General features: G+C 32.3%; 24 protein-coding genes and 5 tRNA genes. 16 read left to right on the plus strand and 13 right to left on the minus strand.

What is annotated here, in order from left to right; translation table 11 throughout:
• Nucleotides 1-4: 4 nt before the first annotated feature.
• From rsgA to N5E64_RS12555, 5 genes are read right to left on the minus strand one after another with little or no spacing between them, the layout of a single operon-like run.
• Nucleotides 5-925: a ribosome small subunit-dependent GTPase A gene (gene rsgA / locus N5E64_RS12535; RefSeq protein WP_280037812.1), complete on the minus strand. Its 921-nt coding sequence runs from the start codon at nucleotides 923-925 to the stop codon at nucleotides 5-7.
• A gap of 6 nt (nucleotides 926-931) precedes the next feature.
• Nucleotides 932-2011 (minus strand): bifunctional 3-deoxy-7-phosphoheptulonate synthase/chorismate mutase type II, encoded by a 1080-nt coding sequence (locus N5E64_RS12540; protein WP_280037813.1) that lies wholly within the window; start codon nucleotides 2009-2011, stop codon nucleotides 932-934.
• Between the two features lie 46 nt (nucleotides 2012-2057).
• Nucleotides 2058-2906: a prephenate dehydrogenase gene (locus N5E64_RS12545; RefSeq protein WP_125348930.1), complete on the minus strand. Its 849-nt coding sequence runs from the start codon at nucleotides 2904-2906 to the stop codon at nucleotides 2058-2060.
• Nucleotides 2903-4045, minus strand: a complete 1143-nt coding sequence (locus N5E64_RS12550; protein ID WP_280037815.1) for a pyridoxal phosphate-dependent aminotransferase — start codon at nucleotides 4043-4045, stop codon at nucleotides 2903-2905. Before N5E64_RS12550 ends, N5E64_RS12545 begins: the two co-directional genes overlap by 4 nt.
• The gene (locus N5E64_RS12555) at nucleotides 4042-4863 is read right to left on the minus strand and encodes a prephenate dehydratase (protein WP_280037816.1); all 822 of its coding nucleotides are present in this window, start codon (nucleotides 4861-4863) and stop codon (nucleotides 4042-4044) included. Before N5E64_RS12555 ends, N5E64_RS12550 begins: the two co-directional genes overlap by 4 nt.
• A 243-nt stretch (nucleotides 4864-5106) precedes the next feature.
• Between N5E64_RS12555 and N5E64_RS12560 the strand changes: the two genes are divergently transcribed.
• The gene (locus N5E64_RS12560) at nucleotides 5107-5802 is read left to right on the plus strand and encodes an ABC transporter ATP-binding protein (protein ID WP_280037817.1); all 696 of its coding nucleotides are present in this window, start codon (nucleotides 5107-5109) and stop codon (nucleotides 5800-5802) included.
• 36 nt (nucleotides 5803-5838) lie between these two features.
• Here the strand turns inward: N5E64_RS12560 and N5E64_RS12565 are convergent, their stop codons facing one another.
• Nucleotides 5839-6351, minus strand: a complete 513-nt coding sequence (locus N5E64_RS12565) for a thioredoxin family protein (RefSeq protein WP_125348934.1) — start codon at nucleotides 6349-6351, stop codon at nucleotides 5839-5841.
• Between the two features lie 62 nt (nucleotides 6352-6413).
• Here N5E64_RS12565 and N5E64_RS12570 point away from each other — a divergent pair, with 62 nt between their 5' ends.
• Nucleotides 6414-6815, plus strand: coding sequence for a hypothetical protein (locus N5E64_RS12570; RefSeq protein ID WP_280037818.1), 402 nt, complete (start codon nucleotides 6414-6416; stop codon nucleotides 6813-6815).
• An 81-nt stretch (nucleotides 6816-6896) separates the two neighbouring features.
• On the plus strand, nucleotides 6897-7988 hold the full coding sequence (gene ychF / locus N5E64_RS12575) for a redox-regulated ATPase YchF (RefSeq protein ID WP_125348936.1): 1092 nt from the start codon (nucleotides 6897-6899) through the stop codon (nucleotides 7986-7988).
• A gap of 55 nt (nucleotides 7989-8043) precedes the next feature.
• Here the strand turns inward: ychF and N5E64_RS12580 are convergent, their stop codons facing one another.
• A complete protein-coding gene (locus N5E64_RS12580) occupies nucleotides 8044-9183 on the minus strand; it encodes a methionine aminotransferase (protein WP_114998290.1) in 1140 nt (379 codons plus the stop codon).
• A 107-nt stretch (nucleotides 9184-9290) separates the two neighbouring features.
• Here N5E64_RS12580 and N5E64_RS12585 point away from each other — a divergent pair, with 107 nt between their 5' ends.
• From N5E64_RS12585 to N5E64_RS12600, 4 genes are read left to right on the plus strand one after another with little or no spacing between them, the layout of a single operon-like run.
• Complete coding sequence (locus tag N5E64_RS12585; protein WP_125348938.1) at nucleotides 9291-11141, plus strand: DNA topoisomerase IV subunit B; 1851 nt, start codon at nucleotides 9291-9293, stop codon at nucleotides 11139-11141.
• A 54-nt stretch (nucleotides 11142-11195) separates the two neighbouring features.
• Entirely contained in the window at nucleotides 11196-11702 is a 507-nt protein-coding gene (locus N5E64_RS12590; protein WP_280037819.1) for a hypothetical protein, read from the plus strand.
• Between the two features lie 4 nt (nucleotides 11703-11706).
• A complete protein-coding gene (locus tag N5E64_RS12595) occupies nucleotides 11707-14274 on the plus strand; it encodes a DNA gyrase/topoisomerase IV subunit A (protein WP_280037825.1) in 2568 nt (855 codons plus the stop codon).
• Nucleotides 14274-14981, plus strand: coding sequence for a rhomboid family intramembrane serine protease (locus N5E64_RS12600; protein WP_280037820.1), 708 nt, complete (start codon nucleotides 14274-14276; stop codon nucleotides 14979-14981). The genes N5E64_RS12595 and N5E64_RS12600 overlap by 1 nt, the downstream gene beginning before the upstream one ends.
• A 68-nt stretch (nucleotides 14982-15049) precedes the next feature.
• Here N5E64_RS12600 and N5E64_RS12605 read toward each other — a convergent pair whose 3' ends face one another.
• Nucleotides 15050-15682, minus strand: a complete 633-nt coding sequence (locus N5E64_RS12605) for a C40 family peptidase (RefSeq protein WP_038334971.1) — start codon at nucleotides 15680-15682, stop codon at nucleotides 15050-15052.
• Between the two features lie 218 nt (nucleotides 15683-15900).
• On the opposite strand from N5E64_RS12605, the gene N5E64_RS12610 reads away from it, so the two are divergent.
• The 5 genes from N5E64_RS12610 to N5E64_RS12630 all read left to right on the plus strand — a co-directional run bounded on the left by N5E64_RS12610 (nucleotide 15901) and on the right by N5E64_RS12630 (nucleotide 16932).
• Nucleotides 15901-15972 (plus strand) — tRNA-Glu (locus tag N5E64_RS12610).
• A gap of 94 nt (nucleotides 15973-16066) precedes the next feature.
• Complete coding sequence (rpsT, locus tag N5E64_RS12615; RefSeq protein ID WP_038334974.1) at nucleotides 16067-16321, plus strand: 30S ribosomal protein S20; 255 nt, start codon at nucleotides 16067-16069, stop codon at nucleotides 16319-16321.
• A gap of 12 nt (nucleotides 16322-16333) precedes the next feature.
• A tRNA-Glu gene (locus N5E64_RS12620) sits at nucleotides 16334-16405 on the plus strand.
• A 286-nt stretch (nucleotides 16406-16691) separates the two neighbouring features.
• A tRNA-Glu gene (locus N5E64_RS12625) sits at nucleotides 16692-16763 on the plus strand.
• Nucleotides 16764-16860: 97 nt separating this feature from the next.
• Nucleotides 16861-16932 (plus strand) — tRNA-Glu (locus N5E64_RS12630).
• 131 nt (nucleotides 16933-17063) lie between these two features.
• Here the strand turns inward: N5E64_RS12630 and N5E64_RS12635 are convergent.
• Nucleotides 17064-18800 (minus strand): ABC transporter ATP-binding protein, encoded by a 1737-nt coding sequence (locus N5E64_RS12635; protein WP_280037826.1) that lies wholly within the window; start codon nucleotides 18798-18800, stop codon nucleotides 17064-17066.
• Between the two features lie 178 nt (nucleotides 18801-18978).
• On the opposite strand from N5E64_RS12635, the gene N5E64_RS12640 reads away from it, so the two are divergent.
• A complete protein-coding gene (locus N5E64_RS12640; RefSeq protein WP_114998216.1) occupies nucleotides 18979-20400 on the plus strand; it encodes a hemolysin family protein in 1422 nt (473 codons plus the stop codon).
• Between the two features lie 52 nt (nucleotides 20401-20452).
• Here the strand turns inward: N5E64_RS12640 and N5E64_RS12645 are convergent, their stop codons facing one another.
• Nucleotides 20453-21160, minus strand: a complete 708-nt coding sequence (locus N5E64_RS12645) for a 3'-5' exonuclease (protein ID WP_038334981.1) — start codon at nucleotides 21158-21160, stop codon at nucleotides 20453-20455.
• A complete protein-coding gene (locus N5E64_RS12650) occupies nucleotides 21135-22340 on the minus strand; it encodes a serine hydrolase (RefSeq protein WP_280037821.1) in 1206 nt (401 codons plus the stop codon). Before N5E64_RS12650 ends, N5E64_RS12645 begins: the two co-directional genes overlap by 26 nt.
• Before the next feature lie 135 nt (nucleotides 22341-22475).
• Between N5E64_RS12650 and N5E64_RS12655 the strand changes: the two genes are divergently transcribed.
• From N5E64_RS12655 to N5E64_RS12665, 3 genes are all read left to right on the plus strand, one after another.
• Nucleotides 22476-23078, plus strand: a complete 603-nt coding sequence (locus tag N5E64_RS12655) for a superoxide dismutase (RefSeq protein ID WP_038334988.1) — start codon at nucleotides 22476-22478, stop codon at nucleotides 23076-23078.
• Between the two features lie 69 nt (nucleotides 23079-23147).
• A complete protein-coding gene (gene folB / locus N5E64_RS12660; RefSeq protein ID WP_038334989.1) occupies nucleotides 23148-23504 on the plus strand; it encodes a dihydroneopterin aldolase in 357 nt (118 codons plus the stop codon).
• Nucleotides 23505-23556: 52 nt separating this feature from the next.
• A tRNA-Cys gene (locus N5E64_RS12665) sits at nucleotides 23557-23627 on the plus strand.
• A 458-nt stretch (nucleotides 23628-24085) separates the two neighbouring features.
• On the opposite strand, the gene N5E64_RS12675 is transcribed toward N5E64_RS12665, so the two are convergent.
• Together N5E64_RS12675 and N5E64_RS12680 are read right to left on the minus strand one after the other, a co-directional pair.
• Nucleotides 24086-24811, minus strand: coding sequence for a LytTR family DNA-binding domain-containing protein (locus N5E64_RS12675; RefSeq protein WP_280037822.1), 726 nt, complete (start codon nucleotides 24809-24811; stop codon nucleotides 24086-24088).
• Entirely contained in the window at nucleotides 24808-25515 is a 708-nt protein-coding gene (locus N5E64_RS12680) for a sensor histidine kinase (RefSeq protein ID WP_280037824.1), read from the minus strand. The genes N5E64_RS12675 and N5E64_RS12680 overlap by 4 nt, the downstream gene beginning before the upstream one ends.
• Nucleotides 25516-25920: the final 405 nt, after the last annotated feature.

The raw sequence follows: 25920 nt of genomic DNA on the forward strand, positions 1-25920 counted from the left end.
TTTATTATTTTTCGGTATAAATATCTTCTTCTAAAAAAGTAAGATAATTTTCGTAGCGAGAAACTGCGATTTCTCCATTTTCTACTGCATCACGCACAGCACATTTTGGCTCGTTAACATGAATACAATTATCAAATTTACAATTGTGTTTCAATTCTAAAATTTCAGGAAAATAACCTTGTAATTCGGTTTTGTCGATATGAACCAAACCAAATTCTTTAATTCCAGGCGTATCGATAATGAAACCTCCAAAAGGCCATTCGTACATCTGTGCAAAAGTTGTGGTATGTTGTCCTTTGCTATTAAAATCAGAAACTTCGTGCGTTTTTAGGTTCAAATCAGGATTTAAAGTATTCAACAACGTTGACTTTCCAACGCCAGAATGTCCCGAAACCAAACTCACTTTATCTTTCATTCGGTTTTTTACAAGGTCTAAATTTAGTCCTGTTTCAGCAGAAATATCAAGACTTTCGTAACCGATAGAATTGTAAATTGATTTATAAATTTCTAACTCAGCCATTTCATCTTCCGTGTACGAATCCATTTTATTAAATAAAATCACAACGGGAATGTGATAAGCCTCGGCAGTAATCAAAAAACGGTCAATAAAACCAAACGAAGTTTTGGGATTAGAAAGCGTTACAACCAAAAAAGCAACGTCAATGTTAGATGCAATAATGTGCGTTTTTTTGGATAGATTAACAGATTTTCGAATGATGTAATTTTTGCGATCATGAATTTTTGTAATGACAGCAATATCATCTTTGTCAATCTCAAACTCAACCTCGTCTCCAACAGCAATTGGATTGGTATGTTTGATATTGGCTATTCTAAATTTTCCTCTAATTCTTGCCTGATAAGTTGTACCATCTTCGGTTAAAAGATGATACCAACTACCAGTAGATTTTATGACAATTCCTTTCAATATTGTTTAAATTTTTTCTTCTTTTTTTACCATAATTTGGTTTTGTTGCGCAACAGATTCTTGGTGAATTGCTTGCAATAATTTGTCAACAAAATCCTCAGATAAACCTAAAGAGACTCCTGCTTTTACAGAATTATCTTTGATTTGTTTCCAACGATCTGGCTGAAAAACTGCCACATTATGTTCTTTTTTTAATTCTCCGATAGAGTTTGCAACTTTCATACGTTGAGCAATCGCATCTAAAATAGAATTATCTAATTCATCAATTTGATGACGTAAATTTTGAATTCCAGTTTTGTAAATTGCATCTGGATCATCAGAAACACGAATTTCTAAATCTTTCAAGATTTCTAATAAACGAGCTGGTGTTACTTGTTGCGCTGCATCAGACCAAGCTTCATCAGGATTGTTATGCGTTTCGATCATCAATCCATTGTATTCGAAGTTGAAGGCTTGTTGCGCGACATCAAATAATCCTGTTCTGTTTCCACAAATGTGTGATGGATCACAAATAATTGGCACGTTTGGCAATTTATTTTTGAAATCTAATGCAATTTGCCATTGCGGATTGTTACGGTATTTTGTCTTTTTGTACGTTGAGAAACCACGGTGAATAGCACCTAAGTTTTTGATTCCTTGACCTTCTAAACGCTCCAAAGCACCAATCCATAAATCTAAATCTGGGTTTACAGGATTTTTAACCAAAACAGTTTTATCTGTTCCTCGTAAAGCTTCTGCAATTTCTTGTACTGTAAAAGGGTTTACCGTAGAACGCGCGCCAATCCAAAGAACGTCAACATCATATTCTAACGCTAATTTTGCGTGATTTGCATTAGCAATTTCAGTTGCGATTTTCATTCCGAATTCGTCTTTTACTTTTTTCAACCAGTTTAATCCGATTGCTCCAACTCCTTCGAAACAGTTTGGTTTTGTACGAGGCTTCCAAATTCCTGCGCGGAAAACTTGCACATAATCTTTGTCCAAATCTTCAGCGATTGTCATCATTTGTTTTTCACTTTCTGCACTACAAGGTCCAGCGATAATCATTGGTTTGTCGTATTCTTTTATCCAGTTATTATTTTCCATAACATTTACAAATTTAAGATTTAATATTTATTTTATTTGAGAGTAATTATTTATTTAATATTCGACGTATGTCGTTTGTGTTTTTTAAATATTGATGAATATCTTCGGCATCTTTTTCTTCGATCATTTTTCTGATTTTAGAAATTTGAGTTTGATAAGCATCAATAGCATTGAGTAAATTTTCTCGATTCTGAATCAAAATTGGCGTCCACATATCTGGTGAACTTTTTGCCAAACGAACCGTAGATTCGAAACCAGATCCAGCCATGTCAAAAATTGCATCTTCATTTTTTTCTTCTTCCAAAACCGTTTGCCCCAAAGCGAAAGACGTAATGTGCGAAAGATGAGAAACGTACGCAATGTGTGCATCATGTGCCTCCGAAGTCATGGTTTTGACATTCATCCAAAGCGATTGATAAATTTTTCTCACTTTTTTTACCGCTTCTTTTTCGCTTTGTTCAACATCACATAAAATCGCAACTTTGTTTAAAAACAATTCAGGAAAAGCAGCTTTTGGTCCAGAATTTTCCGTTCCTGCGATTGGATGTGTAGCAACAAATTGTTTTCTTTTGGGGTGATTTGCCACTTTTTTACAAATTCCAGCTTTTGTTGATCCCATGTCCATCACAATTGTTTTATCATTAATTTGATCTAAAATTTCTGGTAAAACATTTTGAATTGAATTAATTGGAACTGCAATTACAACTAAATCTGATTGAGAAAGCGCTTCATTCAAATGAGCAATTTCATCTACAATTCCTAATTCTAAAGCTTGTATTTGATGTTCAATATTTTGATCAACACCGATTATTTTTTCGGCAACACCAACTTTTTTTAGTGCTAAAGCAAACGAACCTCCGATTAATCCTAAACCGATTACTGAAATTGTTTTCATGCTTCTAATCTTTTCTTTACTTCAATCAACTTCTCGACGGGTGCGCAAAGTGAGAATCGAATAAATCCTTCACCATTGCTTCCGAAAATACTTCCTGGTGTGATAAATACTTTTTTATCGTATAAAATTTCATCAATAAATTCTTTATCATCTTTTCCTTCCGGAAGCTTAGCCCAAATAAACATTCCTGCCGCATTGGGATTATATTTTACATTTAAAATATCAGCGATTTCCCAAATGATTCTTCGTCTTTCTGCGTAAATTTTTGTTAATTCATCGTACCAAGAATCATCAACTAAAAGAGCTTTTGTCGCGGCTTTTTGTATCGCAAAATTCATTCCCGAATCCATATTTGACTTTACTTTTAGAATAGAATTAATAAAACTTTCTTTTCCAATCACCATTCCTACTCGCCAACCTGCAATGTTAAAGGTTTTGCTTAATGAATTCAGTTCGATACAAACATCTTTTGCACCTTCAATTCCTAAGATGCTTGTCGGTTCATCGTTCAAAATAAAACTATACGGATTATCATTTACGATTAAGATATTGTGACGAGTTGCAAACTCTACTAATTTTCTAAGAACGTCTTTTGGGGCTTTGGCTCCGGTTGGCATATGTGGATAATTGAGCCACATAATTTTTGGTTTTTGCTCGGCTAATTTTTCTAACTGATCAAAATCTGGAAGCCAATCATTTTCATTTTTCAAATCGTAGAATAAAGGTTCTGCTTGCACTAATTCTGTAACAGATGAATAAGTTGGATATCCAGGATTTGGAATTAAAACTTTATCACCTTCATTCAAAAATGCCATCGAAATGTGCATAATTCCTTCTTTAGAGCCCATAAGTGGCAAAATTTCTGTTGAAGGATTGGCGTCTACATCAAATTTGTTTTTGTAAAAACTTGCCATTGCTTCGCGCAGTTCTGGAATTCCGCGATAACTTTGATAGCCATTGATTCCGTTTCGTGAACTTTTGATTAATTCCTCGATCACATCTGGATGAGGTTGTAAATCTGGACTTCCAATTCCTAATGAAATGATTGGAATGTCGGTTTTCATGTTCGCTATTTCTTGTAATTTTTTCGAGAAATAATATTCTTGAACACTTTGTAATCGTTGGGCTTCTGCTATCATTTTTTCCCCAGTTTATATTCGCCTAATATTTCTAAATCCGTTAACTTTCTTGCAATTTTTCCAAGCAATTCATAATATTGTTCTTTTTGCTCGAACGTAATGTCAATATGGAAAGAGTATTCCCAAGGTTTTTCAATAATCGGAACAGATTGTATTTTGTCCATATTTATTCCACATTCTGCAATTTGATTTAATACATCTACTAAAGCACCAGCTTTATGTGGAACAGAAAAACGCATCGAAACTTTATTGAAATCTTCGTAATCGTTGTGCTCGCGTTGCAATACAAAAAAGCGAGTAAAATTATCTTGAAACGTCTGAATACTTGAAGCTAAAATGTCTAATCCATATACTTCTGCCGCTTTTCTTGAGGCAATTGCAGCAACATCATTCAAATCTTGCTCAATAATATCTTTGGCTGTTAATGCAGTGTCGATATCATTTACAACGCGCCATGTTGGATGTTTTTCAAGGAACTTATCACATTGTAACAATGCCATTTGGTGCGAACGAACTTCTTTTATATCATCTAAAGTTTGTCCTTTTTTTACCATCAATTGATGTTGAATTGATAAATAAATTTCTCCAACAACTTTCAAATTATATTTCGTTAGCAATGCATAGTTTGGTAAAATTGCCCCAGCAATTGTGTTTTCAATTGCCATGATTGCTTTTTCAACTTTTCCCTTTGCAAGCGACTTTGCTAAAGTTTTGAATGTGTCGCATTCTACAATTTCGATGTCATTTCCTAAATAATTATTGGCAGCTTCGTGATGATATGAACCAATGTAACCTTGTATTGCAACTCTATTTTTCATTTTTTTCCACAAAAAAAGTCCCACAAATTGCGGGACTTTATATTATCTTATTATGAATGTTAACAATCAATTTTGACAACGCAGTCCCTGCTCTCCTGGATAATATCCAAAAAAGTAAAAAAAGAATGCGTTAAAATAATTGAATGTTGCCATTTCGTTTTTCTAATTGTTCTACAAATCTAAAAAATAATTTTTCAGTTATCCAAATCTTTTTTGCTAATTTTATCGAAAATTTTTCATCAAATGGGAATAATCATTACAGATTTAGTAAAAAAATACGGTGAACAGATGGCTTTAGACAAAGTTTCGTTTTCTATAAATAATGGCGAAGTTGTTGGCTTACTTGGACCAAATGGAGCAGGAAAATCGACATTGATGAAAAGTATTACCAATGCAATAAATGCAGATTCTGGTGAAATTTCTGTGAATGATTTTAATGTTTCGACGCAACCAATTGAATCGAAAAAGTTGATTGGATTTTTGCAAGAAAATAATCCATTGTACATGGATATGTATGTAAGAGAGTATTTGGAATTTGTAACAAATATTCGAAATGTGCCTAAATCAAAAATTGATGAAGTCATTGAAAAAGTAGGTTTATCACCAGAAAAACATAAGAAAATTCATCAATTATCTAAAGGATATAAACAGCGTGTTGGATTGGCGCAAGCGATTATTTCTAGCCCAGAAATTTTAATTTTAGATGAGCCTACAAATGGTTTGGATCCAAATCAAATTATTGAAATTAGAGAGGTAATTAAAGAAATTGGAAAAGAAAAAACGGTGATACTTTCGACACATATTATGCAAGAAGTAGAAGCGCTTTGTTCGCGTGTAATCCTCTTGAATAAAGGAAAAATTGTAGCCGATCAACCGATAGAAGAATTTAAAGGACAATATAAAAACTTGGAAGAAGCTTTTCATGTTTTAACACAATAAAAAAAAATCCGCCCATTGAGCGGATTTTTTTGTGAATTATTTCTTTTTCAAGATAAAAACTTCTTTGATTTTTTCTGGATCAACTTTATCGTTTTTCGTTGTTTTTTCAAGTTTTGCAATCAAGTGATTTACTTCTTCTTCAGAAGCTGGACCACCAAGATTTTCTCCATTTACGCGAGAATCTTCTAAAACTTTTCCAGTCGAATCTAAAATTACCCAAAAAGGCAAACCTTGATTTTTACCACCTAATTTCTCATTGACAGCATCTCCACCAGGAGTTTCTAAATTTTTCTTCTCTGCACGTTCTTGTACAGTAATAAATGTTTTGACATAATTCGCATCAAAATATGGTTTCACAGCTGGATCGTCCATATTTTTTTCCATCTTTTTACACCATCCGCACCAAGAAGCATGAAAAATTAAAAAGACATTTTTATTTTCAACCTTCGCTTGGTTTTGAGCTTTTGTTAATATTTCTGTTGCTGTTTGCGCGTTTACGATTCCTGCGAAAGCAATCATAAAACTTACGATTAAGGCTTTTAATTTCATTGTAATAAGTATTTAAGTAAATGTAAATAAATAATTGTATTTTCAATAAAAAATTAACACTTATGAAACATTTTTTAGTATTTATCTTTTTGCTATTTCTCACAAGTTGCGTACCCAATAACATAAAAACAATTGAAGGAAAATGGAAACAAGATTTTTTGGATTATAAATCGAAAGTGGTAGAAGTTCCTTTGTCGAAAAGTGATGCGATTATGGATGTTTCAAGAAATAAATCAAAATTAAAAATAGAATTTGATTTTCATGACGATTATGAAAAAGATGTGACAGATTCTGTTGTGTTTAATTTTCCTCAACTCAAATTCAGAAAAATAAATCTTGATAAAACTTCTAATTATTATGATTTAACTTATAATGCGACTTGCGATTGTTTTTATGGTGAAATGAAATCATATTCTGGAAATGTATTAAATATAAAATTGAACAGAGTTTCTTCGGTTAAATAAATTTAATGGAAATCATTATCTTTGCACAAAATTATTAGAACATCGTTCTAATATTCAATCATTAAAAAAGAGACAACATATATGAAATGTGGAATTGTTGGATTGCCTAATGTTGGTAAATCTACTTTATTTAACTGTTTGTCGAATGCAAAGGCGCAATCGGCAAATTATCCTTTCTGTACAATTGAACCAAATGTAGGAACAGTTTCTGTACCAGATACTCGTCTAAATCAGTTAGAAGCAATTGTAAATCCAGAGCGCGTTGTGCCTGCGGTTGTAGAAATTGTAGATATTGCTGGTTTAGTAAAAGGAGCAAGTAAGGGAGAAGGTTTAGGAAATCAATTTTTAGGAAATATCCGCGAGTGTAATGCAATTATTCACGTTTTACGTTGTTTCGAAAACGAAAATATTACACATGTTGATGGTTCTATTAATCCATTGCGTGATAAAGAAACAATTGATATTGAGTTGCAATTGAAAGATTTGGATACAGTTACAAAACGTATCGATAAATCTAAAAAAGCAGCAAAAGCGGGAAATAAAGACGAACAAAAAGTTGTAGAAGTTTTAACAGCTGTAATCGCTCATTTAGAAGAGTTGAAAAATGTTCGTGAAATGGATTTGGACGAAAAAGAGCAAGAAATTGTAGATTCGTTACAATTGATTACTTCTAAACCAGTTTTGTACTTATGTAATGTAGACGAGTCTGCTGCAAAAGACGGAAACGAATGGGTAGAAAAAGTGAAAGAAGCTGTAAAAGATGAACACGCAGAAGTGTTAATTTTAGCGGCACAAATAGAAGCTGATATCAACGAGTTAGAAACGTTTGATGAGCGTCAAATTTTCTTGGAAGAATTAGGATTAGAAGAGCCAGGAGTTAATCGTTTGATTCGTTCTGCTTATACATTGTTAGATTTAGAAACTTATTTCACAGCAGGTGTAAAAGAAGTTCGTGCTTGGACAATCAAAAAAGGTTCTACAGGACCACAAGCGGCTGGAGTTATTCATACCGATTTCGAGAAAGGATTTATTCGTGCAGAGGTAATCAAATTTGAGGATTTTATTACATACGGATCAGAATCTAAATGTCGTGAAGCAGGAAAATTAAACGTAGAAGGAAAAGCGTACATCGTACAAGATGGTGATATTATGCATTTCTTGTTTAATGTTTAAGATTTAAATTATATCTATATAAAAAGCTCAATCGAAAGATTGAGCTTTTATTTTTCTACAAACTTTTCAAATTTTCTAAAGCCATTAAAAGTGTTTCATCCTTTTTAGCAAAACAAAATCGGATTACTTTGTTATCTGTTTTATCATGGTAAAATGCTGAAATTGGTATTGTCGCAACTTTATTTTTGATGGTTAACTGTTTTGCAAACTCATCATCAGATAAATCACTTATTTTAGCATAATTTGCACTTACAAAATAAGTTCCTTCGCAAGGCAAAACTTCAAAATTTGTTGAAGCTAAACCTTTAACAAATAAATCTCTTTTTTGTTGAAAAAAATCATTCAAATGCAAGTAATGATCAGGTTTTTCTAAATAATCTGCAATTGCATATTGTGATGGTGTATGCGTAGAAAAAGTATTGAATTGGTGACATTTTCTAAACTCTTTCATCAATTCTTTTTCGGCTAAAATATAACCGATTTTCCAACCAGTTATGTGAAATAATTTTCCGAAAGAACCTACGATGAAAATCTTGTCTTTTACTGATTTTAATTTTGCAAAACTTTGATGCGATTTTCCATCAAATGTAATGTGCTCATAAACTTCATCTGCAAGCAAATAACAATTTGAATCTTTTAGGATTTGTTCAAATTGTTTTAAATCATTTTCGGATAAAATTTTTCCAGTTGGATTATTCGGATTATTAACGATAATCAATTTCGTTTTATCATTAATTTTTTTCTTCAATTCTTCAAAATCGATAGAATATTCAGGATATTTTAGCTGAATTGGAACAATTTTTCCTCCAAATAATTCAACCGTTGGTTGATATAAATCGTAAGCAGGTTCAAAAATAATTACTTCATCATTTGGATGAATTAATGTAGAAACAACATTAAAAATCGCTTGACTTGCACCACTCGTAATGTTAATTTCATTCTGAAAATCGTAATCAGATTGATAAAGATTAGAATATTTTTCTGAAAGTAATACACGCAATTTTTCGACGCCAGTCATTGGCGCGTACTGATTGTAATTTTGTGTTGAATAATAATTTAAACGACTAATTAATTCAGAATCTGCATTAAAGTCAGGAAAACCTTGCGCTAAATTAATCGCTTGATGTTCATTTGCCAATTGACTCATTACCGAAAAAATGGTTGTCGAAACATTGGGTAGTTTAGATTTTATCATATTGGTAAATTAGGTCGTTTTTGCTCAAAATCAAAACAATGAACCTTAATATTTTTAGGAAATTTTTTCTTATTTTTGTAAAACTCGTTTAACACTCAACAACTCAAATGTCAGAATTAGATCAACAAGTAAATTATACGGAAGACAATATCAAAACCCTTGATTGGCGCGAACATATTCGCATGCGACCTGGGATGTATATTGGGAAGCTGGGAGATGGTTCGTCTCAAGATGATGGAATTTATATTTTGTTGAAGGAGATTGTAGATAACTGTATCGATGAATTTGTGATGGGTGCAGGAAAAACAATCGAAATTAATCTGCGCGAAGATGAGGTAACGGTTCGTGATTATGGACGTGGAATTCCGCTTGGAAAAATGGTTGACGCCGTTTCTAAGATGAATACAGGTGGTAAATATGATTCACAAGCTTTCAAAAAATCGGTTGGTTTAAATGGTGTTGGTACAAAAGCTGTAAATGCGTTGTCAACATCGTTTCGAGTGCAATCTATTCGAGATGGAAAAACACGTATTGCAGAGTTTGAGCAAGGGATTTTAGCAAATCAAGAAGATGAAAAAGAAACATCTTTACGAAAAGGAACTAAAATTACATTTATCCCAGATAAATCGATTTTCTTGAATTTTAAATTCAGAAAAGAATATGTAGACAAAATGTTGAAAAACTATGTTTACTTAAATCCAGGATTGAAAATTATTTTCAATGGAGAAGAATTCTTTTCGAAAGACGGATTGAAAGATTTATTGAATGATAATATCGAGGAAGAAACAATTTATGATATCATCCATTTGAAAGGAGAAGATATCGAAATTGCGATGACGCACAGCTCGAAATCATATTCGGAAACGTATTATTCTTTTGTGAATGGTCAAAATACAACGCAAGGAGGAACACATTTAACAGCTTTTAAAGAGGCTGTTGTGAAAACTGTTCGCGAATTTTATAATAAAAATTATGATCCTGCGGATATTAGAAAATCAATTATTGGAGCAATTTCGATCAAAGTAATTGAGCCAGTTTTTGAATCGCAAACAAAAACTAAACTTGGTTCGAATGAAATTGGACCAGGAATGACAACGGTTCGCACGTTTGTAAATGATTTTATCAAAACGAATCTTGACAACTTTTTACATAAAAATACAGAAGTTGCGCAAGCATTAGAACGCAAGATTAAACAATCAGAAACGGAACGAAAAGAGCTTTCTGGAATTCGAAAATTAGCGCGTGATCGCGCCAAAAAAGTTAGTTTACATAACAAGAAATTGCGCGATTGTCGTCAACATTATAATGATCCGAAAGCTGAATTACGTTTAGATACAACTATTTTTATTACCGAGGGAGATTCGGCAAGTGGATCGATTACCAAAAGTAGAAGTGTAGAAACGCAAGCGGTTTTTAGTTTGAGAGGAAAACCGTTGAATTCATACGGTTTGACAAAGAAAATTGTTTATGAAAACGAAGAATTTAATCTTTTACAAGCGGCATTAAACATCGAAGAAGGATTAGAAGATTTACGTTACAATAATGTTGTAATTGCAACTGATGCTGACGTCGATGGAATGCACATTCGTTTGTTGATTATTACATTTTTCTTACAATTTTTCCCAGAATTGATCAAAGAGGGACATTTGTATATTTTGCAAACACCACTTTTTCGTGTGAGAAACAAGAAGGAAACACGTTATTGTTATTCTGAACCAGAACGTATAAAAGCGTTGGAAGAAGTTAAAAATCCAGAGATTACACGATTCAAAGGATTAGGTGAAATTTCGCCAGATGAGTTCAAACATTTTATCGGAAAAGATATTCGTTTAGAACCAGTAATGATTGGAAAAGATCAAACCATCGAAAGTCTTTTAGAATTTTACATGGGAAAAAATACACCAACAAGACAAGAATTTATTATTAACAATTTGGCTGTAGAAGCTATTAAAAATTAGAATATTATATAAAAAACTTACTTTCTATCTAACCTAAACACCTATTTTATAAATATGAAGAAGAATAATAAAAATGTGATACAGCTCTTTAAAATGCTAAATTTCACCATCGTTATTTTAATCATTCTAAACCTTATTATGTATGCTGGTATTTTACCTTACAAGTATCACATAATACCACCTTATGTTGTTGCAATTTTTATAGCGTTGTTTATTTATGTAAGCTATAAAAGTGGAAATCAATTTTTTGCGATAGACACAAAAGGTGAAACCATAACTTTTGAAACGAAGAATGTTGGATTTTTATCCTTCTTAGATTCAAAAACGAACAAAATCGATTTACCGAAGTATAAATTGATCAAATACGATTTTCAGAAAGGAATTCTTTCAAAAAACGTTGTCTTTTATATTAACAGTAAAAAGAATCCTACCAATTTAACAAAAGTCAAATTTCGTTTAGCATTCATTTCTAACCGAAATATTAATATTATTTTGACTGAATTAGACAAATTTGTGGAGTCTAATTGTATGGTCAAAAACAATGTAGAAGTAGCTATTTAACATGATGCAAGACAATCAAGAGAGCATCAAGAAGGTTTCTGGTATGTACCAAGAATGGTTTCTTGACTATGCCTCTTATGTAATTTTAGAACGAGCAATTCCATCTATTTATGATGGGTTGAAACCAGTTCAGCGTAGAATTTTACATTCAATGCGCGAGTTGGAAGACGGACGATATAACAAAGTTGCGAACATTGTAGGAAATACGATGAAATATCACCCGCATGGTGATATGGCGATTTCTGATGCAATGGTTCAAATTGGTCAAAAAGAATTGTTGATCGATATGCAAGGAAACTGGGGAAATATCTATACTGGTGACCGAGCAGCTGCGTCGCGTTATATCGAAGCTCGATTAACTAAATTTGCGTTAGAAGTTGTCTATAATCCAAAAACTACAAAATGGCAACCATCTTATGATGGTCGAAATAAAGAACCAATTGATCTTCCAATCAAATTTCCTTTGCTTTTGGCACAAGGAGTAGAAGGGATTGCAGTTGGTTTGTCAACAAAGATTTTACCGCATAATTTCAATGAGTTAATTGATGCGTCAATTTTACATCTGAAAGGAAAGAAATTTCAAATTTTCCCAGATTTTTTAACTTCTGGTTTGGTTGATGTTTCCGATTATAATGATGGATTACGTGGAGGTAAAGTGCGTATTCGTGCAAAGATTTTGCAAGAAGATAAAACGACGCTAAAAATCACTGAAATTCCGTACGGAACAACGACAGGATCTTTGATTGATTCGGTTTTGAAAGCCAATGATAAAGGTAAAATCAAGATCAAAAAGATTGAAGATAATACAGCGGCTGAAGTTGAGATTTTAATTCATCTTGTTCCAGGAAGTAGTCCAGACAAAACAATTGATGCATTGTATGCATTCACGGATTGCGAGATTTCTATTTCGCCAAATGCGTGTGTGATTAATGGACAAACACCAGAATTTTTAACAGTTTCTGAAATTTTAATTCACAATACAAACAATACAGTTGAATTGTTGAAAAAAGAGTTAGAAATTGAGTTAGATGAACTGCAAGAACAATGGCATTTTTCTTCGTTGGAACGAATTTTTATCGAGAATAGAATTTATCACGATATCGAAGAAGAAGAAACATGGGAAGGTGTAATTTCTGCGATTGATAAAGGGCTGAAGCCACATATTGCGCATTTAATTCGTCCAGTTACGGAAGAAGATATTACGCGTTTAACAGAAATTCGAATCAAACGTATTTCAAAATTTGATTTAGATAAAGCACAACAATTTATTGAATCATTAGAAGATAAAATCGAGAATGTAAAACATCATTTAGCAAATTTGATTGATTATGCGATCGATTATTTCAAAAACCTAAAGACAAAATACGGAAAAGGAAAAGAACGTAAAACAGAAATTAGAACATTTGATACGATTGATGCGACAAAAGTTGCCGTTGCAAATACACGTTTTTATGTGGATAGAAACGAAGGTTTTATCGGAACTTCATTGAAAAAAGACGAGTATTTATTCGAGTGTTCTGATATTGATGATATTGTGGTTTTCAAACATGATGGTTCGATGATTGTGACAAAAGTTGATGCAAAAACTTTTGTTGGAAAAGGAATTATTCATGTTGGAATTTGGCATAAAAATGATAAACGTACCATTTATAACTTGATTTATCGCGATGGTAAAAATGGTCCGGCTTATCAAAAACGTTTTGCTGTAACGGGAATTACTCGCGATAAAGAATATGATTTAACGGCTGGTAATAAAGGTTCGGAAGTGTTGTATTTTTCAGCAAATCCAAATGGAGAAGCCGAAGTTGTATCAATTATTTTAAAAACTCATCAACGAATCAAAAAATTAAAATTTGATATTAATTTTGCTGATTTAGCGATTAAAGGTCGTGCATCAAAAGGAAATTTAGTAACAAAATATCCAATCAAAAAAGTAGAATTGAAAGAGGAAGGAGTTTCGACTTTAGCACCTCGTCAAATTTGGTTTGATACGGATACAAAACGCCTAAATGCAGATGGATTGGGGATTTTATTAGGTTCTTTTAAGGGTGATGATAAAATTTTAACGATTAATAAAAAAGGTGAAGCAAAATTGGTTTCGTTTGATTTGAGTAATCGTTTTGACGAAGATTTAGAAATTATCGAGAAATGGAAACCTGCAAAACCGATTTCTTGCGTGTATTATGATGCAGAAAAAGATCGTTATTTTGTGAAACGTTTCCTTTTAGAAGATACATTTTCTCCACAAACTTTTTATACGTTAGAAGATGGTAAATCATCAATAAAAGTTGTTTCGACAGATTATTTACCAGTTATTGAGTTGATTTTCCCGAAAGTAAAAGGTTTAGAAAAAGAACCAGAAGTGATAAATTTAGAAGAATTTATTACAGTTAAAGGAATTAAAGCGCAAGGAAATCAATTGACGACATATAAATTAAAACAGATTAATGTGTTAGAACCGCTTCCATTCGAAGAACCAGAAGAAGAGGAGGAGTCAGAAGAAGAGCCGCAGCCGACGCTATTTGATGCGATTGAGGAGGATAATAATGAAGAAGAAAATATAGAAGAATAATGGGAGACATCTCTATTGTGGCATTAGTCGTTATTGGATTGAATGTTTTGGTAAGTTGGAAAGGTTTTAACGATTTAGCTTTTTTTGAAAAATATAAATTCCAAGTAGGGTCGATATTATATAATAAGGAATACTATAGAATTTTAAGTTCAGGATTTTTACATGTTGATTTTACTCATTTGTTATTCAATATGTTAACTCTTTACTTTTTTGCGAATCCTGTTATCGGTTTTTTTGCAAGTCCAGAAGGATTTTTATTAGGAGACTTTTCGAATGCTAAACTAAATGTAGGTTACGGAATGTTTCTTTTAGTTTTTTTTGCAGCGGTTATTGGCGGAAATATTTTGTCTTTGTTGATTCACAAGAAAGAAACTTTTTATTCGGCAGTAGGAGCTTCTGGTGGAGTGACAGGGGTTTTATTCGCTGCAATTGCAGCTTTTCCTGAAATGGAATTAAGATTATTTTTTGCTTTACCAATTCCAGCCTGGATTTTCGGGATCTTATATTTAGGATATTCAGTTTATGGAATGAAAACTAATTTAGGGAACATCGGACATTCAGCGCATTTAGGTGGAGCAATTGTGGGATTATTATCTGCAATATTATTTTACCCAACTATTTTACAAATCAATACATATTATATTTTAGGAATGATTGTTCCATTAATTGTATTGTTTGTGATGATTTTGAGAGAACATCGAAAATAAAAAATAAGACAAAAAAAGCATCAAGTAATCTTGATGCTTTTTTTTATGATAATGAAATTATACTATTATTATAATATTCTTTTTACGTATAAGAATTTTGGTCCCCAATATCTATCATTCAAAGAAGATACCATAACACCTTGAGAAGTAGATGAATGAATAAATTCTAAAACTCCATCTTTATTTCTTCCATGAACAATTCCTACATGCGAAACTCTACCACGACCTCTTGTTGCAAAGAAAACTAAATCTCCTTCTTTTGCTTCGTCTGTACTAACTGTAAAGCCTTCTCTTGCCTGATCAGCAGATACACGAGGTAAATTTTTATTGAAAGTCTCGAAAACGTTTCTAACAAAGGCAGAACAATCAATACCACTTCTTGTTGTGCCTCCGTATCGGTAAGGTGTACCAATATACGTTTCTGCTTCTTTTAATAAAAACCCTGCAAACAATTCATTCGTTTCTTCTAAAACGCTGTTTAACACAACCATAGATTTCGCTTCATCGTTAATTTCTATTGGTGTAACATCTAAATTGGCATGTTTATTGATAATTTTAGCTTGAGCTTCAATAGCTCTTGGTTTCGGTACGAAACTTCTCGAAGAATATTCTGTAGCTTCACTAACTGGTGTTAAAGATGAACATGATGTAATAAACATCGTGCAAACCACTGCAGCTACACCTAATATCGATGCTTTCATATATTGAGTATTCGTTTGTATAAATTTTAATAGCACCGCTAAAGTAATTGTTAAAATTATAACTCATTATATATAAGAGTTGTTTTGACAAAATATTAACTTCCTTAACATTTTTTAACAAAAACATATTCAAAAAAACTTTTAAATATATTTGGAAGTCCAAAAAATTGTTCTACATTTGCACTCGCTTTTCACAACAAGTGGTTAAGCCGTCATGCGGCCCATTCGTCTAGTGGTTAGGACATCAGGTTTTCATCCTGGAAACAGGAGTTCGATTCTCCTATGGGCTACATAAAAGTGTTTTAGAAAATTATTAAATTAATTTGGCGAGATAAAATATTTGTTTATATCTTTGCCGAACTAAAATAGAAAGAGATTTAAGTTATGGCAAATCATAAGTCAGCATTAAAAAGAATTAGACAATCAGCGGTAAGACGCGATCGTAATAAATATTATCACAAATCAGCTCGTACAGCTATTAAAGCTTTAAGATCTGAGTCTGATAAAAATGAAGCAGAAACAGTTTTTCCAAAAGTTTCTTCAATGATTGATAAGTTAGCAAAAAGAAACATTATTCACAAGAATAAAGCTTCAAACTTAAAATCAAAGTTAGCGAAACATATTGCGGGATTAGCTTAATAAAATAAAAGTGGTCCCTTCGTCTATCGGTTAGGACACTAGATTTTCATTCTAGAAAGAGGGGTTCGATTCCCCTAGGGACTACAAATTAATAGATGGATTGCATTATTGCAATCTTTTTTTTCCTTGTTCATAGTTGTTGATTTTTTAAACAACCAGTAGAATACTGTGTAAAGGAAATTGTTTTTTGTGTTTTGTTTGTAAAGGTTAATCATAATGTTTAGATGATTAATCGGGAATGAAAATGTCGCTGTATAATTCAACTTGGTTCAAATTATTAGAATTATACATCGACTTTTCTACAACTCCCAACACAAAATGACGTTCATTCAAAATAAATAATATTCGAATTAATTAATTCATATTAAGTGGTCCCTTCGTCTATCGGTTAGGACACTAGATTTTCATTCTAGAAAGAGGGGTTCGATTCCCCTAGGGACTACAATTTGACTTGATTAAAAAAATAGTATAAAATTTTCGAAAATTGTTTGGTAATAAAAAATAAACGTTTATTTTTGCACCACAATAATACGAAAGGAGGTCCCTTCGTCTATCGGTTAGGACACTAGATTTTCATTCTAGAAAGAGGGGTTCGATTCCCCTAGGGACTACTAAAAAGCATTCAGATTTGGATGCTTTTTTTATTTTGAAATAGTTTAGTTTATATTGATTTATTGCGATCAATAAAAAGGCGTTTGAGGAAATAAACTTCAAACGCTTTTTGCTTTTATAAAGGATCCTTTTATAGCTTTGGAATTGCTTCTATCAATTCTTTGGTATAGTTTGTTATCGGATGCGCATAAACCTTGTCTGCATCGTTCAATTCTTTCATTTCTCCGTGTTGCATGACCAATAATTGATCACTCATATATTTTACAACCGCCAAATCGTGCGAAATAAATATATAGGTAAAACTAAACTCTGTTTTCAAATCATTTAATAAATTCAAGACTTGCGCCTGAACAGAAACATCCAACGCAGAAACAGATTCATCACAAATGATAAATTTAGGATTTAAAGCCAAAGCACGAGCAATCCCGATACGTTGACGTTGCCCACCAGAGAATTCGTGCGGATATTTGTTCAAATCTTGATCTGATAAACCCACTTTTTGTAAAAGAGATGAAGCCGTTTTTAATCGCTCAGCTTTATTCTGACCAATTTTATGCACTTGCATTGGTTCTGTAATAATTTGCGCAACGGTTTGGCGAGGATTTAAACTTGAATATGGGTCTTGGAAAATAATCTGAATTTCTCTTCTTAATTTACGAATTTCCTCTTTTTTCAGTTTCGTAATATCTATACCATTATAATAAATTTCGCCGGCAGTTGGTTTTTCTAATAACAAAACCGTTCTACTCAAGGTTGTTTTTCCAGAACCCGATTCGCCAACCAAGCCCATTGTTTCACCTGGATAAACTTTGAACGAGATATCATCGACAGCTTTTACATTCGGGATTGTAGCGTTTCCAAATAGAGTCGAAGGATAGAAATATTTCTTCAAGTTCTTAACCTCTAAAATTGGAGGATTTGCATAAATTTTTTCGTGAAAAGCTTCGCGTTCTTCTTCTGTATAGATTTCAGTTTTGAAATTTGGATTTCCTAAGAAATCTTTCACCGTAGGTAAACGTTTTGCGCGTTCATCCAATCGAGGTCGACAAGCAATTAAACCTTTTGTATAATTTTCTTTCGGATGATTAAAAATAGTTTCAACATTTCCTTGTTCTACAACATCACCACGAAACATCACCAAAATTTCTTCGCAAACATTTGCAATTACACCCAAATCGTGAGAAATAAACAACATGCTCATGTTATTTTTTTCTTGTAATTCTTTCAATAAATCTAACGTCGCTTTTTGCACCGTAACGTCCAAAGCTGTTGTAGGTTCATCCGCAATCAATAATTTCGGCTCGCAAGAAATCGCCATTGCTATCATTACACGTTGCTTTTGTCCGCCAGATAATTCGTGCGGATAGGCTTTATAAATACGTTCGGGATTTGGTAATTTTACTTGTTCAAAAAGATGAAGAACTTTCTTTTTAGCTTCTTCTTTCGATAAATTTTGATGCAAACGAATCGCTTCTTCCACTTGTTCCCCGCAACGTAAACTTGGATTTAGAGAAGTCATTGGTTCTTGAAAAATCATTCCGATTTCATTTCCTCTTATTTTTTCCAGTTCTTTAGGCGAAAGTTTAAGCAAATCTATCATTTTATCATCTTGACGAAAAAGAATTTCACTTTTGGGATGAATAATTGCATTAGGAGACAATAAACCCATAATTGCCAATGAAGTTAACGACTTTCCTGAGCCAGATTCTCCAACAATTCCTAATGTATCACCTTGTTCTACTTTGAAATTGATGTTATTCAAAACTTGTTTATCTCCAAAAGAAATCGATAAATTTTTGACCTCGATAATATAATGTAAATCTTGCTTTTGCATGGCAAATTGTTGCTTGGTAAATGAAGTGGAAATTTAGTGATTTTTTTAATCATTTTCTCGAATCAATAATTTCTAAGATTTTGTATTTATAAATTTTGTAATTTTGCTACGAATCAAAACGTTGTGATTTTTAATTTTTTTTATTAATTTAGATGTATTGATTTACTGACTTATAAAAACTTATAACAAGTCAGTTTTTTAAATTCGAAGAATGGATACATACTCCCAGATTTCGACATTGTTTTTAGTCGCTAATCACAATGTCGCCGATGAAATTTCTGTAGCAAAACTTTTGCTTACAATTTTCCTTGTTTTATTAAATGGTTTTTTCGTTGCAGCCGAGTTTGCAATTGTAAAAGTACGTTCGTCACAAATTGAAGTTAATCAAGATATTAACGAAAGAACTTCAAATGCTGCAAAACGAATCGTTAATCATTTAGATTCTTATCTTGCCGCAACACAATTAGGTATTACATTAGCTTCGCTTGGTCTTGGTTGGGTTGGAGAAAGCTCTTTAACACCTGTAATCGTAAAACTTTTTGAAGTAGTTGGTTTAACTTCTCCTTCTTGGACAGCGATTGCGCATAATGTTGCATTCCCAGCAGCTTTCGTTATCATTACTATTTTGCACATTGTTTTTGGTGAGTTAGCGCCGAAATCTATTGCGATTCAGTATCCAACAAAAACTACTTTTACAGTAGCTTGGCCTCTTCGTGCATTTTATTTTGTTTTCAAACCTCTTATTGTTTTAATGAATGGTTTGGCAAATGTAATTCTTCGTGCGATTGGAATTCATCCTATTCATGGAGGTGAAATTCACACAGAAGAAGAGTTGAAAATGATTATTACAGAAAGTTCTGAAGGTGGAGCAATTGAAGAATCTGAGCGTAATTTAATTCAAAATGTGTTTGAGTTTGATGATCGTCGAGTGATGAATATTCAAACATTACGTAAAAATGTTTCTGCAATTAATATTAATACTTCTGTAAAAGATGCGTTAGATTATGCGATTAATGAAGGTTATTCGCGTTATCCTGTTTACGAAGAAGAATTTGATAATATAAAAGGTATCATTTACGCTAAGGATTTAATCAAGCAATTATTGGAAAATCCAAATCAAACTGAAATTGAAGGATTGTTGCGAGAGCCAATTTTTATCTCAGAAAATGCATTGATTAAGAATGTAATGAAACAATTTCAGAAAAAACATATGCAAATTGCAATTGTAACAAATGAAGTTGGTGAAGTTGCAGGAATTGTTTCGATGGAAGATATTTTGGAGGAGTTGGTTGGAGAAATTCAAGACGAATATGATAACGAAGATCCGATAGTTTCTCGTGTTTCTGAAGGTGTTTATAATATAAATGCACACAACGCGATAAGCGATATTAATCGTTTAGTACCGTTTAGATTCGAAGAAAGTGAACATTATGATACGTTGGCTGGATTGATTTCTGAATGTTATCCTGATAAAGAATTAACGGAAGGAGATTTGATTGATTTGGAAGAATATACAGGAACAATTATCAAAATGTACCGAAATTCTGTTGAGCAAGTTCAATTGAAAGTGAAAGATGAATTGATTGAAAACTTTCGCGATGAACCAGATTCAGCCGAAGATGATGAAAATTAATCATTAGAAAATATAGAATAAAAAATCCGCTCATTAGCGGATTTTTTTGTTTTTATAAATCTTCTTTTCGTTGTAAAGGTTGATCGTAGCGCATTTTACGAAAAACGTTAATCAAGGTTACAACATCTTTTTCGCAATAATCTTTGATGCGTTCGACATTGTTTTCATCGTAATATACACGTGCAACTTGCGAACCATCAATATCATCTTTTGGTGTTGGTATTTCGAAAACATTTGCCAATAAATCTAACGATGTAAAGTTCTTATAATCGCCAAATTTCCATAATTCCATTGTGTCTAAATGCTGAACTTCCCACGGTTTTTTACCAAATAATTGCAAAATAGCTGGAATTTCAATTTGATTAATCATCATTCGGCGAGCGATGTACGGAAAATCGAATTCTTTTCCGTTGTGTGCACATAAAATATGATCAGGTTTAAAAAAGTTTTCAATCAACATTGAATTAAAATCTTCTAACAATTTCTTTTCATCATGTCCATAAAAACTTTTGATATGAATAAAAGAATCTTTGACCACAATTCCGACCGAAATACAAACTATTTTCCCAAATTCAGCCATAATTCCAGCGCGTTCGTGGTAAAATTCTTCAGGAGAAATTTCATTATTATTGCGTTGATAAGCCGTTTTCTTTTCCCAAAGCGCTTGTGTTCTTTCAGACAAAAGATTCCAATCATCGGTTTGTGGAACCGTTTCGATATCTAAAAATAAAATTTTACTGTAAGGAATTCGTTGGATCATTTTCTTTCACTTTTTGATTAATTCGCATCGCTTCGTTTACCAATCGGTAAACATCGCCATCTGCAATTGGACGATTATTTGGTTGATCATTATGCGTTTTTCCAGTTCGAACAACAACTAATTTTTCTGAAGGAATTACAATGATACGTTGTCCCAAATGTCCTAACATTGCATAAAAAGGCGTTTTGTAATTGTAATCCATCCAAACTGAATAACCATAAATTTGTGGTTCATTTGGTCCAAACGCTTTTTTGTTTGGTAAAACCATTTTCTGAACAAATGCTGAATCCAAAATTTGTTTTCCGTACCAATTTCCATCATTCAATAATAATTGTCCAAGTTTGGCAAAATCTCGCGCTGTCGCATTGAAGCAACAATAGGTTTTCTCCATTCCTTTCGGATTATCTTTCGACCATTGCGCATCTAATTCCATACCCATTGGTTGCCAAAATTCTTCTTGAAAATATTGTGATAACGATTTATTTTTTAACGCGCGTTCAATCACAATTCCTAATAATTGTGTGTCACTCGATTGATATTTGAAATGGCCTCCTGGTTGAGAAACAAATTTTCGAGCTAACATTTGTTTAACGATATCATCGCCATAATATGCTTTTGCAGTAGGATTTAGAGGAAAATAATAATCTTCGTCCCAATCATAACCAGAAGTCATCGCAGATAAATCACCAACGGTGCATTCAGCTCCAAATTTATCGTTTTTAAATTCGGGAATAAAATCTGTTATTTTTTGATCTAAACCTTTGATATAACCTTGTTCAATCGCTTTTCCTAACATCATTGTCGTGAATGTTTTCGCCATCGAAAAAGAATTGGTAATATCATTTTGCGCATATCCATTGAAATAATATTCGCTCAAAATTTGATTATCTTTTATAATAACTAACCCAGCAGTTCCGAAATCGTTCATCTCCTTTTCGAAATTAGCTGACAGCGAAAATTGATTATAATCTAAATGTTGATGCCAAACTCGCGGTGCATCTGCCAAAATTACATTGTTATCAAAATCTTTGTGATCGTTGATATTTGCAGTGCTTTCACCTTTCATATAGGTTAATTTTACGCCACGAAAAATGTAGTCATTCCCTGTTGCATAAAGAATTAGGATTAATACACAAATGATTATGATGAACCATTTTATTATTTTCCAAAGTATTTTCATTTCAAAAATTTAGAATCTTTTACTAAAATAAGCTTTTACTATTAAATAATGTTAAAATTCTATCATTTCGGAATCATATTTGTTGAGTTATTGTGTATCTTTATACAAGAAAATTAAATCTAAAAAATAAATATTATGGCTTTTGAATTAGCAAAATTACCTTATGCATTTGATGCATTAGAACCTCATATTGACGCAAAAACAATGGAAATTCACCATGACAAACACCATGCTGCGTACACAAATAACTTGAATGCTGCTATTGAAGGAACTGATTTAGCAAATGCTACAATCGAAGAAATTTTAGCAAAAGGAACTGACAAACCAGCTGTTCGTAACAATGGTGGTGGTTTCTATAATCACAATTTATTCTGGGAAATTTTAACTCCAGGTGGTGCTAATCAACCAACTGCAGAAGTTGCTGATGCAATTAACGCTGCTTTTGGATCTTTTGAAGCTTTCAAAGATGAGTTTTCTAAAGCTGCTGCAACACGCTTTGGTTCTGGATGGGCTTGGTTAATCGTAAAAGATGGAAAATTAGTTGTAACATCAACTCCAAATCAAGATTCTACTTTGATGCCTGTTGCTGATGTACAAGGATTTCCAGTTTTAGGATTAGATGTTTGGGAACATGCTTATTACTTAAATTACCAAAACCGTCGTCCTGATTATATCGAGGCTTTCTTCTCTGTAATTAACTGGGATAAAGTTGCTGAAAGATTTGCATCTGCTAAATAATAAGGTTTAAAAAATTAAACAATACAAGACTTGTGTAGAAATACGCAAGTCTTTTTTTATCTTTGGACTATGGGAGTAATTATTTTAGAAAATATAAAAATATATTCGAATCATGGATGTTTAGATGAAGAAGCGCGCATTGGTTCTGATTATTTGGTTGATTTGGAAGCGCATGCAGACTTTACGAAAGCAACAGAATCGGATGAATTGGTTGATGCTTTGGATTATGTTTCGTTAAATAAAATTGTGAAGGAAGAAGTAGGTATACGTTCAAAACTTTTGGAACATGTTTGTAAAAGAGTGTTAGATCGTATAGGTCAAGAACTTACGAATGTCACGTATGCAAAAGTAAAATTATCAAAGCTGAATCCTCCTATTGGTGGGCATGTAGAAAAAGTGAGTGTTATTTTAGAAAAATCGTATTAAACTTTTTTTTTCTGAAATTATTGCTATATTTGCAATCCAAAACAACGGGAATGGTTCCTTGACCGAGAGGCTAGGTAGCGGTCTGCAAAACCGTCCACAGCGGTTCGAATCCGCTAGGAACCTCAAGATTAATTGATGATCAACAAGTTAAAAGACGTTTATGCATATTTTTTGCATAACGTCTTTTTTTTTATGCTTCAGTTTTATTTTCATAATTTATTATATTTGATGAATACTAATATGAATCATATTTGGATTGATGTTTAGGAACAATAATTGGCTCATAGCTCTCTTTATGATCTTGTGGAACATCTATCGTAGATTCTCCATATTAGCTTTTAAACGTTTTGAAGTTGTACCATTACGTGCATTTGGATTATCACTTTTCTCATTTTTTGGAATAACCTAAATGTACTTGAAGTTAGCCTTGCAGCATGGCTTCTGATAAATCAGAATGCAATTCTTTTATTTTAAAGAAAAGTCTTGATGATTTTGATATAGGGGAGTATATCTAACAACAATGATTTAATAATTAAAATACAGAATATTCAAAACTCATATTGAATAAAGAAAGACATTTTTTAATCCTCCATTTTTATATAACCTTCGCCATAATTATCAAAAAATAATTTACGATAAGTAGAACCTATTGCAATCGCAACATCATCGATGTACAACGTGTTATAATCAAAAGAAGTGATATGATTCTTGTTTACAATATATGATTTGCTTACTCTGTAAAAGCTTGTATTTGGAAGTTTTGTATGTATCGTTTTTAGATTCATAGCCGTTATCAACTTTTGCTTGTCTGTATAAATAATAACATAATCTTTCAACGCTTCGATATGCGTAATATCCTCAAAATTTAGTTTATGAAATCTTCGGTCTGCTTTGATAAACATAAACTGCTCTGAATTAGATTCAATTGTTGATTTTATGGTGTTATCTGATAATAATTGATGCAATAATTCTGCTTTTGAAATCGCTTTTTTTAGCCGTTCTTGCGAAATAGGTTTCAATAAATAATCTATCGCATCTAACTCGTAGCCATCAATCGCAAACTGTGGATAAGCCGTCGTAAAAATAAATAATGTATTCGTAGGCAATTGTTTTGCGAGTTCGAGACCATTTATGGATGGCATCTCAATATCCAAAAAAACTAAATCGACGTGATTGTTTTTAGTGAAATCAAGTGCTTTGGTTGCGTTACCAAAACTCCCAATGATCTCAATAGATTCAAAACCATTTAGTTCCTCCGATAATTGCTCGCGAGCAAGAGGTTCATCATCAATTATAATACATTTCATAAAGGCAGATTTAAAGTGACAACAAATTCTTTTTCTTTCTTATTTAGCTTCAATTCGTAGTTATCACCATATAAAAGTTCTAATCTTCTTTTGATATTCGTAAGCCCGATTCCTTTATTTTTTGTATCAGAAATTTTAAAATCTGGACAGATAGAATTGCTACATTCAAAATGCAACATAAGATTTGTTATGCTAAAATTAATATTGATATAAGACGGATCATCATTTACATCGACACTATGTTTAACTGCATTTTCGATAAAAACGGTAAATAAGTTTGAAGGAATTAAACGTCGGTTAAGTGATTCCGAATTAATTGTATTGTTGATTTTTACTGTGAAATCGTCCCGTCTTTTTTGCTCTAATTCCAAATAATTGGTAAGAAATAAAATCTCTTGACACAAATTGTTTTTATTGTTTCGATTTTCATACAATTGAAAACGCAGAAATTCTGACAACTTCACAACTGTATTCACAGCTTCTTCGGGATTTTTTCTGATTAGAGCTTTTACACTATTCAAATTATTAAATAAAAAATGAGGATTAATTTGGTTTTTTAATTCCGCTAATTCCATTTTATGCGTTAGTTTTTCTAGTTCGATAATCTTCTCTTTATCAATAATCCAATTCTGCGCTAATCTTGTTGTTGTTGTAATCATGATAAAACTAATCGAAGTAAAAATTCCATAGATTGGCTGTAGCATAAAGAATTCACCTTTTGGAGTATTTAAATGTAGGATATATCGATTGGTTAAAAGTACAATACTTAGGGTTACAATAACTAAACAGATTAAAAGTGAGAAATAGGTCAGGTATTTTCTGTCCAAAAATTTAGGAACCAAATAATAGGTGTTGATGTAAAACATGATGACAAAAAAAGTGTACACGCTAACAAACCAATAAATACGGTCTTCTTTGGGAAATCTGATGTAAAATCCTGAGCAATACAAGAAAATGAAGAAAAATAGTAGAAATATGATTTGCCTAACCAATTTCAATTTCTTGTTCAATAAAAAAGCTATAATTTTCTCCTCCATTTCGATTTATTTAGAGATAGTAATTACTCAAAATATTTAGATTACTAAATTACTTCTTTATAAAAGACATTA

It is taken from the genome of Empedobacter sp. GD03739 (assembly GCF_029843245.1).
GTDB lineage: Bacteria > Bacteroidota > Bacteroidia > Flavobacteriales > Weeksellaceae > Empedobacter > Empedobacter falsenii_B.